This is a genomic window from Streptomyces sp. NPDC046985 (assembly GCF_040644415.1).
Taxonomy (GTDB): domain Bacteria; phylum Actinomycetota; class Actinomycetes; order Streptomycetales; family Streptomycetaceae; genus Streptomyces.
In genome coordinates this window covers 256055-269609 of record NZ_JBEYWK010000009.1, presented here as the reverse complement: position 1 = coordinate 269609, position 13555 = coordinate 256055, and the positions used below count along the sequence as shown (strand labels likewise).

Here is a 13555-nt window from a genome sequence, read left to right as displayed (position 1 = left end):
TCATGCTCCTTGGGCATGGGACGAGGTCTCTGCGGCCGGGCTCGGCGGAGAGGTTCCGCCGGTGACCGGTTCGGCGGCGGAGGGCCCGCCCTTGCGCGTGCGCCACGCGTCGCGCAGCGTTTCATGCCACCGCGGGCGCTTGCGCGGCGGTACGTGGTCCACACCGCCCGGCGACCACGGGTTGCACCGCAGGACGCGCCAGGCGGTGAGCGCCGTTCCCTTGACCGCGCCGTGCCGGTCGATGGCCGTGTAGCCGTAGTGGGAGCAGGACGGGTAGTACTTGCACACCGGCCCGAGCAACGGGCTGATGGTCCACTGGTAGAGCTTGATCAGCGCCAGCAGCGGGTACTTCATCGTGCGCCCCCTCCCAGCAGTCGTTGAAGGGCGGCATCCAGATCCAGCGCCAGATCTGCGTGGCCGGCGTCGCCCGCACCGGGCAGCGCTCGTACCACTACCAGGCTACCGGGGGGCAGCAGGGCGATCCGGTCCCGCATCAGATGGCGAAGCCTCCGCTTCACCGCGGTGCGCACCACCGCTCCGCCCACGGCCTTGCTCACGACGAAACCCGCACGCGTCGAGGGAGCGCTCTCCCCAGGCGCGTGCGGGTTCGTGGCACCGCTACGAAGGTGGACGACGAGGAGCGGGCGTCCTGCCCGGCGACCTCGTCGCACCGCGGTCGCGAAGTCCTCGCGCCGCCTCAGCCGGTTCTCGGTGGGCAGCACGACGTCATGACCTGACCGGGATCAGGCGGACAGACGGGCGCGACCCTTGCTACGGCGGGACGCGAGAATCGCGCGGCCGGCACGGGTGCGCATACGCAGCCGGAAGCCGTGGGTCTTCGCGCGACGACGGTTGTTCGGCTGGAAGGTGCGCTTGCTCACTCGGGGGCTCCAGAAAAGAATCGGTGGTGGCGGGGTGCCGTCTTGGCTGTCACCGTGCGCCCACGAGTAGCTCGCAGTCACGCCCGAGTGTGCACCGCTTCCCGATCACCTTGGCGCGATCAGTGCCCATCGGAGGCAGGCGGCAGCAGCCATCGACAACTCGACCTGGTTACGGTACGCGCGGCTGAGCCATCCGGTCAAACCAGCGCCGCCGGGCGGACACTTGTCCACAGCCTGGGGACAACGACTTGAACCCTAACGGCTGCCCTGACTACCGTTACTGGACTCCCCTTCGTTCCCCTGTCCTCGTTGAGATCCCGACCCGTCCCGAACCACACGTTCGTGGGACCCCCGTGAGAGAGCGTGCCCTGTGGCTGACGTACCTGCCGATCTTGCCGCAGTGTGGCCACGCGTACTGGAGCAGCTCCTCGGGGAAGGCCGCGGGCAGGGCGTCGAGACCAAGGACGAGCACTGGATCCGGCGCTGCCAGCCGCTCGCGCTCGTCGCGGACACCGCGCTGCTCGCCGTGCCGAACGAGTTCGCGAAGGGCGTACTGGAGGGGCGGCTCGCCCCGGTCGTCAGCGAGACGCTGAGCCGGGAGTGCGGGCGCCCGATCCGCATCGCGATCACCGTCGACAGCTCCGTCGGCGAAGCCCAGCCCCCCGCCCCGCCGGCCCCCCAGCCGCGCTATGAGGAGCAGGAGCTGCCGGCCGGCCAGGGCGGCTACGAGGGCTACGGCCGCCACCGCGGCGAGGCCCACCGCAGCGAGGCCCACCGCAGCGAGCCACGCGGCGGCGAACAACGCGGCGGCGAACAACGCGGCGGCGAACAACGCGGCGACGGCAACCGCGCCGGCCGCGACCAGCACGCCGGCGCCCCCGGCGACCAGCTCCCGCTCCCGCGCACCGACCCGCAGGCCGCCGACTCCGACGCGCTCCCGACCGCCCGCCCCGCCTATCCCGCCGAGTACGCCGACTACCAGCGCCCCGAGCCCGGCGCGTGGCCGCGCCCCGGGCAGGACGACTACGGCTGGCAGCAGCAGCGCCTCGGCTTCCCCGAGCGCGACCCGTACGCCTCGCCCGCCCAGGACACCTACGGCTCACGCGACGCCTACGCCTCCCAGGACACCTACGGCGCACAGGAGTCCTACGGCTCCCCCGACTCGTACGGATCGCAGGACGGCTACGGCCCCGGCAAGAACGCTTACTCCCCCGCCCAGGACTACCGGCGCCGGCCCGCGGAGCGCCCCTCTTACGAGCAGCAGCGCTCCGACTACGACGCGTCCCGCGCGGACTACGACCGGCGCGACTACGAGCAGCGCGAGGGGGCGCGCCGGCAGCTGCCCGAGCCGCCGCCGGGCGCCGGGCCGGGGCGCCGCGGCGGCCCGGGGGGCCCGAACGCGTCCGGCGCCGGCGGCCACGGCCCCTCGGGCGACCGCCCCGCGCCGTCCGGCGGACCGGGCGAGCCGACCGCGCGGCTGAACCCCAAGTACCTCTTCGACACGTTCGTCATCGGCGCGTCCAACCGCTTCGCCCACGCGGCCGCGGTCGCCGTCGCCGAGGCGCCGGCCAAGGCGTACAACCCTCTTTTCATCTACGGCGAGTCCGGGCTCGGCAAGACGCACCTGCTGCACGCCATCGGGCACTACGCGCGCAGCCTGTACCCGGGCACGCGGGTGCGGTACGTCAGCTCGGAGGAGTTCACCAACGAGTTCATCAACTCCATCCGCGACGGCAAGGGCGACAGCTTCCGCAAGCGCTACCGCGAGATGGACATCCTGCTCGTCGACGACATCCAGTTCCTGGCGGACAAGGAGTCGACGCAGGAGGAGTTCTTCCACACGTTCAACACCCTGCACAACGCCAACAAGCAGATCGTGCTCTCCTCCGACCGGCCGCCCAAGCAGCTCGTCACCCTGGAGGACCGGCTGCGCAACCGCTTCGAGTGGGGCCTGATCACCGACGTCCAGCCGCCGGAGCTGGAGACGCGGATCGCGATCCTGCGCAAGAAGGCGGTCCAGGAGCAGCTCAACGCCCCGCCGGAGGTGCTGGAGTTCATCGCCTCCCGCATCTCGCGCAACATCCGCGAGCTGGAGGGCGCGCTGATCCGGGTGACGGCGTTCGCCTCGCTCAACCGGCAGCCGGTGGACCTGGGCCTGACCGAGATCGTGCTCAAGGACCTCATCCCCGGGGGAGAGGACTCCGCCCCGGAGATCACCGCGACGGCCATCATGGCGGCCACGGCCGACTACTTCGGCCTCACGGTCGAGGACCTGTGCGGCATCTCGCGGGGCCGCGCCCTGGTCACCGCCCGGCAGATCGCCATGTACCTGTGCCGGGAGCTGACCGACCTGTCGCTGCCGAAGATCGGGGCGCAGTTCGGCGGCCGCGACCACACGACCGTCATGCACGCCGACCGCAAGATCCGCGCGCTGATGGCGGAGCGACGCTCCATCTACAACCAGGTCACCGAGCTGACCAACCGCATCAAGAACGGCTGAGACGCCGCACGGCCGCGCAGAAGGGGGCGCCCCGGGGATCCCGGGGCGCCCCTTCGTCTGCCGCCTGCCCCCCCTCTAGGGCACGGATCGACGCTCCTCGGCGTCCGCCCGGGGCCCCTTCGACGTCCGCCCGAGACCCCCTCGGCGTCCGCCCGGGACCCCCTGCGCACCGCCCGGGACCCCCTCGACGTCCGCCGGGGACCCCCTCCGCGCCGCCCGAAGCGCCCCCCGGTGTTCGATTAAGGGCCGGGTTACGGCCTCTCTCCACAGATCTGGCGACTTTTTTCGGTCCACAAGCTGGGGACTGCGAAGTTGTCCCGAACGGTGTCCACAAGCTGGCGTCTCCGTCGCCATCGCCGCAGCTCAGGTGCCTGTGGATTCGTGGACGAACGATCTCCACAGGCTGTGGAGAAAGCAGCGATCCACAGGCTGTGCATGAAGTTATCCACGGACTACCCACAGGCTGTGGGCTGTTGTCCCCAGCGAACGGCCCGTTCTCCACATGGCTGTCCACTGTTCGGCAACACGATGCTCCGCATCACCGAGTCGAGTGAAAGCCGTCACATCAAGGTGCCGGATTGGCTTGTGGGAAACCTGGGTAAACCTGGGGACACGGCTGGGGAGAACTGCCCGCTGCCTGTGGGCGGCGTGTGCAGAACTTTCTGTTCTCCACAGATCCGCCGAGTTGTCCACGGGCTCCACCCACAGGGTCGGTGGATAAAACTTCCGCGCTGAGCTGGGCAAACGGGGTTATCCACGGTATCCACAGCCCCTACTACTACTGCCAACCAGTAAGAGTGCGGGAATCGATTTGAAGCGGGGCCTGTGCACAACTCGCCTCTTCGAGCCCGGCTGCCCCTCCGAGCGACTTGACCCCGACAGGCGCCTGCTGTCAGCGGTGTGCGTCAGACTGGTCCCCGGTGGCCTTCCCGTCGCAGTGGGCTGGGACACCGAGTCGGAGGACTCAGAGGCAACAGCACGCAGGAGGCGGCTTACGGTGAAGATCCGGGTGGAACGCGACGTACTCGCGGAGGCAGTGGCCTGGGCGGCGCGCAGCCTTCCGGCCCGTCCGCCGGCGCCTGTTCTCGCCGGCCTGCTGCTGAAGGCCGAGGACGGCCAGCTCAGCCTCTCCAGCTTCGACTACGAGGTCTCCGCGCGGGTGTCGGTGGAGACCGAGGTCGAGGAGGACGGCACGGTCCTGGTCTCCGGCCGCCTGCTCGCCGACATCTGCCGCGCCCTGCCCAACCGCCCGGTGGAGATCTCCACAGACGGTGTACGGGCGACGGTGGTCTGCGGGTCCTCCCGCTTCACCCTTCACACCCTGCCTGTGGAGGAGTACCCGGCGCTCCCGCAGATGCCGAACGCGACGGGCACGGTGCCCGGCGAGGTCTTCTCCTCCGCCGTGCAGCAGGTCGCCATCGCCGCCGGCCGCGACGACACGCTGCCCGTCCTCACCGGTGTGCGCATCGAGATCGAGGGCGACACGGTCACGCTGGCCTCCACCGACCGCTACCGCTTCGCGGTCCGCGAGTTCCTGTGGAAGCCGGAGAACCCCGACGTGTCCGCGGTCGCGCTGGTGCCCGCCAAGACGCTCCAGGACACCGCCAAGGCGCTGACCAGCGGCGACAGCGTGATCCTCGCGCTGTCCGGCTCGGGCGCCGGCGAGGGCCTGATCGGTTTCGAGGGCGCCGGTCGCCGGACGACCACGCGCCTGCTCGAAGGCGACCTGCCGAAGTACCGCACGCTGTTCCCGACCGAGTTCAACAGCGTCGCCGTCATCGAGACCGCCCCCTTCGTGGAGGCCGTCAAGCGCGTCGCGCTGGTCGCCGAGCGCAACACCCCGGTGCGGCTCAGCTTCGAGCAGGGTGTGCTCATCCTGGAGGCCGGCTCCAGCGACGACGCACAGGCTGTGGAACGCGTCGACGCGCAGCTCGAGGGCGACGACATCTCTATCGCCTTCAACCCGACGTTCCTGCTGGACGGTCTGAGCGCGATCGACTCCCCGGTGGCCCAGCTCTCCTTCACGACGTCCACCAAGCCGGCCCTGCTCAGCGGCAAGCCGGCGGTGGACGCCGAGGCGGACGACGCCTACAAGTACCTGATCATGCCGGTGCGGCTGAGCGGCTGACGCCAGAGGCAGAGGCGGCGGGACCAAGACGTGGTCCACAGGCATCGCGATCCTGTGGACCACGGTGCCCGCGCCGCCGGAAACCGCAGGTCGGAGCGTACGTCTGAGCGCGTACGCCCACGGATGTGCGCGAAGGTCCGGGTCTAGGCTCGGACGCGGCACGCAAGTGCCCTCACGCCACGTCGGACACCTTAAGGACACAACTGATGCAGCTCGGTCTCATCGGCCTCGGCAAGATGGGCGGCAACATGCGCGAGCGGATCCGCCGCGCGGGCCACACCGTCGTCGGATACGACCGCGACCCCGACCTCGCGGACGTCCACAGCCTCGAAGAGCTGGTGGGCAAGCTGGACGGCCCTCGCGTGGTCTGGGTCATGGTCCCCGCCGGCGCGCCCACCCAGTCGACCGTCGACGAGCTGGCCGCACTGCTGGAGCCCGGCGACGTGGTCGTGGACGGCGGCAACTCCCGCTGGACGGACGACGAGAGGCACGCCGAGGAGCTGGCCGCCAAGGGCATCGGCTTCGTCGACTGCGGCGTCTCCGGCGGCGTCTGGGGCCTGCGCAACGGCTACGCGCTGATGTACGGCGGCGACGCCGAGCACGTGGCGAAGGTGCGGCCGGTCTTCGACGCGCTCAAGCCCGAGGGCGAGTTCGGCGCGGTGCACGCGGGCAAGGTGGGCGCCGGGCACTTCGCGAAGATGGTCCACAACGGCATCGAGTACGCGATGATGCAGGCGTACGCCGAGGGCTGGGAGCTGCTGGAGAAGGTCGACTTCGTGGACAACGTCCGCGAGGTCTTCCGCTCCTGGCAGGAGGGCACCGTCATCCGCTCCTGGCTGCTCGACCTCGCCGTCAACGCGCTCGACGACGACGAGCACCTGGACAAGCTGCGCGGCTTCGCGCAGGACTCGGGCGAGGGCCGCTGGACGGTGGAGGCGGCGATCGACAACGCGGTGCCGCTGCCCGCGATCACAGCCTCGCTGTTCGCGCGGTTCGCCTCCCGTCAGGAGGACTCGCCGCAGATGAAGATGGTCGCCGCGCTGCGCAACCAGTTCGGCGGCCACGCCGTGGAGACGAAGAAGTAGTCCGCAGGACCGCTCGGCGGTCCGCGACGCTGGAGGAGGCCGGCGCACGCCCATGCACGTCACGCACCTGTCGCTGGCCGACTTCCGCTCGTACGCGCGGGCCGAGGTCCCTCTCGACCCGGGCGTCACCGCCTTCGTGGGGCCCAACGGTCAGGGCAAGACCAATCTCGTCGAGGCGGTCGGCTATCTCGCCACCCTGGGCAGCCACCGCGTCTCCTCGGACGCGCCTCTGGTCCGGATGGGCGCCGAGCGGGCGGTGATCCGCGCGCAGGTGCGGCAGGGCGAGCGGCAGCAGCTCGTGGAGCTTGAGCTGAACCCGGGCCGCGCCAACCGCGCGCGCGTCAACCGGTCCTCGCAGGTCAGACCGCGTGACGTGCTGGGCATCGTGCGGACCGTGCTGTTCGCGCCCGAGGACCTCGCCCTGGTCAAGGGCGACCCCGGGGAGCGGCGCCGCTTCCTGGACGAGCTGATCACGGCGCGCTCGCCGCGCATGGCGGGGGTGCGCTCGGACTACGAGCGGGTCCTCAAGCAGCGCAACACCCTGCTGAAGTCGGCGGCGCTCGCGCGCCGGCACGGGGGCCGTTCCATGGACCTGTCCACGCTGGACGTGTGGGACCAGCACCTCGCGCGGGCCGGGGCGGAACTGCTGGCCCAGCGGCTGGATCTGATCGCCGCGCTGCAACCGCTGGCCGACAAGGCGTACGAGCAGCTCGCGCCGGGCGGCGGTCCGGTCGCCCTGGAGTACAAGCCGTCCGCGCCCGGCGAGGCGCACGCGCGCGAGGCCCTCGTCGAGCAGCTCACGGCGGCGCTCGCCGACGCGCGCAAGCAGGAGATCGAGCGGGGCGTGACCCTGGTCGGCCCGCACCGCGACGACCTGGTCCTCAAGCTGGGGCAGCTCCCGGCGAAGGGGTACGCCTCCCACGGCGAGTCCTGGTCCTTCGCGCTGGCCCTGCGGCTGGCCTCCTACGACCTGCTGCGCGCGGAGGGCAACGAGCCGGTGCTGGTGCTCGACGACGTGTTCGCCGAGTTGGACGCCCGCCGCCGCGAGCGCCTGGCCGAGCTGGTCGCCCCCGGAGAGCAGGTCCTGGTGACGGCCGCGGTCGACGACGACGTGCCGGACGCGCTGGCGGGCACGCGGTTCACCGTCGCGGACGGGGCGGTGGAGCGGCTGTGAGCGCCGGAACCACGAGCGCCGCGACCGTGAGCGCCGCAACTGTGAGCGCCGCGACGGTGAGCGCCGCGGGGACCGTACGCGCCGCAGCGGCCGAGGGGGCGGGGCGCGGATGAGCGCCGAGAACGACCCGGCGCCGGGGGACTCCGCTGCGCGGCCGCCCGAGCCCTCGGGCGTCGACCTCGCGCGCGTGGCGCTGCGGGCGGCGAAGGAGGCGGCCCGCGCGCGGGGGGACGCGGCGCAGCAGAAGCGGCAGGCGCGGCGCGGCGGCCTGCGCTCCGGCGCCCGCGCCGACGGCCGGGATCCGATGGCGCTGGGCGCGGCCGTCAACCGGCTGATCGCCGAACGCGGCTGGGAGACGCCGGCCGCGGTGGGCGGGGTGATGGGGCGCTGGCCGCAGATCGTCGGCGCCGACGTGGCCAAGCACTGCGTCCCGGAGCGGTACGACGAGGACGAGCGGGTGCTCGTGGTGCGCTGCGACTCGACGGCCTGGGCGACGAACCTACGGCTGCTCGCGCCGACGCTGGTGGCCCGGCTGAACGAGGATCTGGGGCACGGCGCGGTCCGGTTGATCAAGGTGAACGGTCCCGGCGGGGGCGCGCGCCGGTACGGTCCGCTGCGGGCGCCCGGCAGCACGGGACCCGGTGACACCTACGGGTGACAGACGTCACACCGGTCGGCGCCGGGGGGCGTGCGCGGGCCCGTGGAGAGGGTCCGTCGCGCAACCGCACGCCCTTGCGAACGTGCACCCGGCCCTGGTGTGGCGAGGGGTTGACGGTTCGAAGCGCTGAGCGCCGCTGTGAGGCTCCCGGAGCCCCCTTCCCTATATCGGGACCCGGCCAAGACCGGTTCAGGGCGGCACATGCGGACTCAGGTACCGGCAAACCCCCATCAGTGTCGGCGCTACCGGTAGACTGGGAGCCAATCCCGCCCCGCCCGTGGGGATCGTCCGGGAAAAGCTGAGCAACGCTGATCAAGGCTGACCAACGCAACATGCCGCAGCCGCTCCGGCAGCCCTCCGCACAGGAGGGGGCACCTCCAGGAGCCCGGCTCGTGCTGTGCCAGAAAGGGCGCTTCGTGGCCGATTCCGGCAACCCCAACGAGAACATCCCCTCCACCGACGCCGACGCCGTCGCAGAACCGGCCGCCGCACCGAGCGGCGGGACCGGCGCCTCGTACGACGCCAGCGCCATCACCGTCCTCGAGGGTCTGGACGCGGTCCGCAAGCGACCCGGCATGTACATCGGCTCCACCGGCGAGCGCGGCCTGCACCACCTCGTCTACGAGGTGGTCGACAACTCCGTCGACGAGGCGCTGGCCGGGCACGCGGACACCATCGACGTGACGGTCCTGCCCGACGGCGGCGTGCGGGTCGTGGACAACGGCCGCGGCATCCCGGTCGGCATCGTCCCGTCCGAGGGCAAGCCGGCCCTAGAAGTGGTGCTCACCGTGCTGCACGCGGGCGGCAAGTTCGGCGGCGGCGGCTACGCGGTCTCCGGCGGTCTGCACGGCGTCGGCGTCTCCGTGGTCAACGCCCTGTCCAACAAGGTGTGCGTCGAGGTGAAGACGGACGGCCACCGGTGGACGCAGGAATACAAGATGGGCGTCCCGACGGCCCCGCTCGCCCGGCACGAGGCGACGGACGAGACCGGCACCTCGGTGACCTTCTGGGCCGACCCGGACATCTTCGAGACGACCGACTACTCCTTCGAGACGCTGTCGCGGCGCTTCCAGGAGATGGCGTTCCTCAACAAGGGCCTGACGATCAAGCTCACCGACGAGCGCGAGTCGGCGAAGGCGACCACCGGGGCGGACGAGGCGGGCGCCGACCAGAAGGACGAGGTCAAGACCGTCGAGTACCACTACGACGGCGGCATCGTCGACTTCGTGAAGTACCTCAACTCCCGCAAGGGCGAAGCGGTGCACCCCACGGTCATCGACCTGGAGGCCGAGGACAGGGAGAAGAGCCTGTCCCTGGAAGTCGCGATGCAGTGGAACGGCGGCTACAGCGAGGGCGTGTACTCGTTCGCCAACATCATCCACACGCATGAGGGCGGCACGCACGAAGAGGGCTTTCGCGCCGCGCTGACCTCCCTGATCAACAAGTACGCGCGCGACAAGAAGCTGCTGCGCGACAAGGACGACAACCTCACGGGCGACGACATCCGCGAGGGCCTGACCGCGATCATCTCGGTCAAGCTGAGCGAGCCGCAGTTCGAGGGCCAGACCAAGACCAAGCTGGGCAACACCGAGGCGAAGACCTTCGTGCAGCGGGCGGTCTACGAGCACCTCAACGACTGGCTGGACCGCAACCCGGTCGAGGCGGCCGACATCATCCGCAAGGGCATCCAGGCGGCCACCGCGCGCGTGGCGGCCCGCAAGGCCCGCGACCTCACCCGCCGCAAGGGGCTGCTGGAGTCGGCGTCGCTGCCCGGCAAGCTCTCGGACTGCCAGTCCAACGACCCGGTCAAGTGCGAGATCTTCATCGTCGAGGGCGACTCCGCCGGCGGCTCGGCCAAGTCCGGCCGCAACCCGGAGTACCAGGCGATCCTCCCGATCCGCGGCAAGATCCTCAACGTCGAGAAGGCGCGGATCGACAAGATCCTCCAGAACCAGGAGATCCAGGCGCTGATCTCCGCGTTCGGCACGGGCGTGCACGAGGACTTCGACATCGAGAAGCTCCGCTACCACAAGATCATCCTCATGGCGGACGCCGACGTCGACGGCCAGCACATCAACACCCTGCTGCTGACCTTCCTGTTCCGCTTCATGCGGCCGCTGGTCGAGGCCGGGCACGTGTTCCTGTCCCGCCCCCCGCTGTACAAGATCAAGTGGGGCCGGGAGGACGTCGAGTACGCGTACTCCGACCGCGAGCGGGACGCGCTGCTGGAGCTGGGCCGCCAGCGCGGCAAGCGCATCCGCGAGGACTCGATCCAGCGCTTCAAGGGCCTCGGCGAGATGAACGCCGAGGAGCTGCGGGTGACCACCATGGACCAGGAGCACCGCGTCCTCGGCCAGGTCACCCTGGACGACGCCGCCCAGGCCGACGACCTGTTCTCGGTCCTGATGGGCGAGGACGTCGAGGCCCGCCGCCAGTTCATCCAGCGCAACGCCAAGGACGTCCGCTTCCTCGACATCTGAGTCGGTCTTTCGCTGACCGCACCAGGAAGGATCCTCACCAGCAATGGCCGACGAGAACACCCCTGTCACCCCGCAAGAGGGCGGCGAACTCGTGATGCGCGTCGAGCCCGTCGGGCTCGAGACGGAGATGCAGCGCTCGTACCTCGACTACGCGATGTCCGTCATCGTCTCGCGCGCGCTGCCCGACGTCCGGGACGGCCTCAAGCCCGTCCACCGCCGGGTGCTGTACGCCATGTACGACGGCGGCTACCGCCCCGACCGCGGCTTCTACAAGTGCGCCCGCGTCGTCGGCGACGTCATGGGCAACTACCACCCGCACGGCGACTCCTCGATCTACGACGCGCTGGTCCGCCTGGCGCAGCCGTGGGCGATGCGGATGCCGCTGGTGGACTCCAACGGCAACTTCGGCTCGCCGGGCAACGACCCGGCGGCGGCCATGCGCTACACCGAGTGCAAGATGGCGCCGCTGTCGATGGAGATGGTCCGCGACATCGACGAGGAGACCGTCGACTTCACGGACAACTACGACGGCCGCTCCCAGGAGCCGACCGTCCTGCCCTCCCGCTTCCCGAACCTGCTGATCAACGGCTCGGCGGGCATCGCGGTCGGCATGGCGACCAACATCCCGTCGCACAACCTGCGCGAGGTCGCCGCCGGCGCCCAGTGGTGCCTGGAGAACCCGGAGGCCGGCCAGGAGGAGCTGCTGGACGCGCTCATCGAGCGCATCAAGGGCCCGGACTTCCCGACCGGCGCGCTGGTCGTGGGCCGCAAGGGCATCGAGGAGGCGTACCGCACCGGCCGCGGCTCCATCACCATGCGCGCGGTCGTCGAGGTCGAGGAGATCCAGAACCGCCAGTGCCTGGTGGTCACGGAGCTGCCCTACCAGGTCAACCCGGACAACCTCGCGCAGAAGATCGCCGACCTGGTGAAGGACGGGAGGGTCGGCGGCATCGCCGACGTCCGCGACGAGACCTCCTCGCGCACCGGCCAGCGCCTGGTGATCGTCCTGAAGCGGGACGCGGTCGCCAAGGTCGTCCTGAACAACCTCTACAAGCACACCGACCTCCAGACGAACTTCGGCGCCAACATGCTGGCGCTGGTCGACGGCGTGCCCCGCACCCTGTCCCTGGACGCGTTCATCCGCCACTGGGTGACGCACCAGATCGAGGTCGTCGTCCGCCGCACCCGCTTCCGGCTGCGCAAGGCCGAGGAGCGCGCCCACATCCTGCGCGGTCTGCTGAAGGCCCTGGACGCGATCGACGAGGTCATCGCGCTGATCCGGCGCAGCGAGACCGTCGAGATCGCCCGCGGCGGCCTGATGGGCCTGCTGGACATCGACGAGATCCAGGCCAACGCGATCCTGGAGATGCAGCTTCGCCGCCTGGCGGCCCTGGAGCGGCAGAAGATCGTCCAAGAGCACGACGACCTCCAGACGAAGATCGACGAGTACAACCAGATCCTGGCCTCCCCGGTCCGCCAGCGCGGGATCGTCAGCGAGGAGCTGGCCGCGATCGTCGAGAAGTTCGGCGAGGACCGCAAGACCAAGCTGATCCCCTACGAGGGCGACATGTCCATCGAGGATCTGATCGCCGAAGAGGACATCGTCGTCACGGTCAGCCGCGGCGGCTACGTCAAGCGGACCAAGACCGACGACTACCGCGCGCAGAAGCGCGGCGGCAAGGGCGTGCGCGGCACGAAGCTGAAGGAAGACGACATCGTCGACCACTTCTTCGTCTCCACCACGCACCACTGGCTGCTGTTCTTCACCAACAAGGGCCGGGTGTACCGGGCGAAGGCGTACGAGCTGCCGGACGCCGGCCGGGACGCGCGCGGCCAGCACGTCGCCAACCTGCTGGCCTTCCAGCCGGACGAGGCGATCGCCGAGATCCTCGCGATCCGCGACTATGAGGCGGTGCCCTACCTGGTGCTGGCCACCAAGGCCGGACTGGTCAAGAAGACGCCTCTCAAGGATTACGATTCGCCGCGCTCCGGCGGTGTCATCGCCATCAACCTGCGGGAGCAGGAGAACGGGATCGACGACGAGCTGATCGGCGCCGAACTCGTCTCGGCCGACGACGATCTGCTGCTGATCAGCAAGAAGGCTCAGTCGATCAGGTTCACCGCATCGGACGACACGCTGCGCCCCATGGGCCGCGCCACCTCGGGCGTCAAGGGCATGAGCTTCCGCGAGGGCGACGAACTGCTCTCGATGAATGTTGTCCGAGCCGGTACGTTCGTGTTCACTGCCACGGACGGCGGATACGCGAAGCGGACCGCCGTCGACGAGTACCGCGTCCAGGGACGCGGCGGCCTCGGCATCAAGGCCGCCAAGATCGTGGAGGATCGCGGTTCGCTCGTGGGCGCGCTGATCGTCGAGGAGACGGACGAGATCCTCGCGATCACGCTCTCGGGCGGTGTGATTCGCACGCGAGTCAGCGGGGTCAGGGAGACGGGCCGTGACACCATGGGCGTCCAACTGATCAACCTGGGCAAGCGCGACGCCGTCGTGGGCATCGCGCGCAACGCCGAGGCGGGACGCGAGGCGGAGGAAGTCGACGGCGACGTGGCCGTGGACGAGATCGCCGAAGATGCCGCGACCACCGGCACGGACGAGGGTGAGGCGCCCTCTGCCGAGTAGCACGAGGAGTG

The 13555-nt window shown here is 70.3% G+C and carries 10 protein-coding genes; 7 read left to right on the top strand and 3 right to left on the bottom strand.

Features of this window, described 5'->3' with window-relative positions:
• The 3 genes from yidD to rpmH are packed head-to-tail and all read right to left on the bottom strand — an operon-like array spanning position 1 to position 881.
• On the bottom strand, positions 1–354 hold the full coding sequence (gene yidD / locus ABZ861_RS14790) for a membrane protein insertion efficiency factor YidD (protein ID WP_361629277.1): 354 nt from the start codon (positions 352–354) through the stop codon (positions 1–3).
• Positions 351–722, bottom strand: coding sequence for a ribonuclease P protein component (gene rnpA, locus ABZ861_RS14785; RefSeq protein WP_361629274.1), 372 nt, complete (start codon positions 720–722; stop codon positions 351–353). The genes yidD and rnpA overlap by 4 nt, the downstream gene beginning before the upstream one ends.
• Positions 723–743: 21 nt before the next feature.
• Positions 744–881, bottom strand: coding sequence for a 50S ribosomal protein L34 (gene rpmH / locus ABZ861_RS14780; RefSeq protein WP_003956500.1), 138 nt, complete (start codon positions 879–881; stop codon positions 744–746).
• 370 nt (positions 882–1251) lie between these two features.
• On the opposite strand from rpmH, the gene dnaA reads away from it, so the two are divergent.
• The 7 genes from dnaA to gyrA all read left to right on the top strand — a co-directional run bounded on the left by dnaA (position 1252) and on the right by gyrA (position 13544).
• The gene (gene dnaA / locus ABZ861_RS14775) at positions 1252–3381 is read left to right on the top strand and encodes a chromosomal replication initiator protein DnaA (RefSeq protein ID WP_361629271.1); all 2130 of its coding nucleotides are present in this window, start codon (positions 1252–1254) and stop codon (positions 3379–3381) included.
• 997 nt (positions 3382–4378) lie between these two features.
• Positions 4379–5509 (top strand): DNA polymerase III subunit beta, encoded by a 1131-nt coding sequence (gene dnaN, locus ABZ861_RS14770; RefSeq protein ID WP_361629268.1) that lies wholly within the window; start codon positions 4379–4381, stop codon positions 5507–5509.
• A 206-nt stretch (positions 5510–5715) separates the two neighbouring features.
• On the top strand, positions 5716–6594 hold the full coding sequence (gene gnd / locus ABZ861_RS14765) for a phosphogluconate dehydrogenase (NAD(+)-dependent, decarboxylating) (RefSeq protein WP_361629265.1): 879 nt from the start codon (positions 5716–5718) through the stop codon (positions 6592–6594).
• Positions 6595–6646: 52 nt separating this feature from the next.
• Positions 6647–7768: a DNA replication/repair protein RecF gene (gene recF, locus ABZ861_RS14760; RefSeq protein WP_361629262.1), complete on the top strand. Its 1122-nt coding sequence runs from the start codon at positions 6647–6649 to the stop codon at positions 7766–7768.
• A 109-nt stretch (positions 7769–7877) separates the two neighbouring features.
• Positions 7878–8426: a DciA family protein gene (locus tag ABZ861_RS14755; RefSeq protein ID WP_361629259.1), complete on the top strand. Its 549-nt coding sequence runs from the start codon at positions 7878–7880 to the stop codon at positions 8424–8426.
• A gap of 392 nt (positions 8427–8818) precedes the next feature.
• Positions 8819–10906, top strand: a complete 2088-nt coding sequence (gene gyrB / locus ABZ861_RS14750; protein WP_361629256.1) for a DNA topoisomerase (ATP-hydrolyzing) subunit B — start codon at positions 8819–8821, stop codon at positions 10904–10906.
• Positions 10907–10949: 43 nt separating this feature from the next.
• Complete coding sequence (gene gyrA / locus ABZ861_RS14745; RefSeq protein ID WP_361629253.1) at positions 10950–13544, top strand: DNA gyrase subunit A; 2595 nt, start codon at positions 10950–10952, stop codon at positions 13542–13544.
• Positions 13545–13555 lie beyond the last annotated feature (11 nt).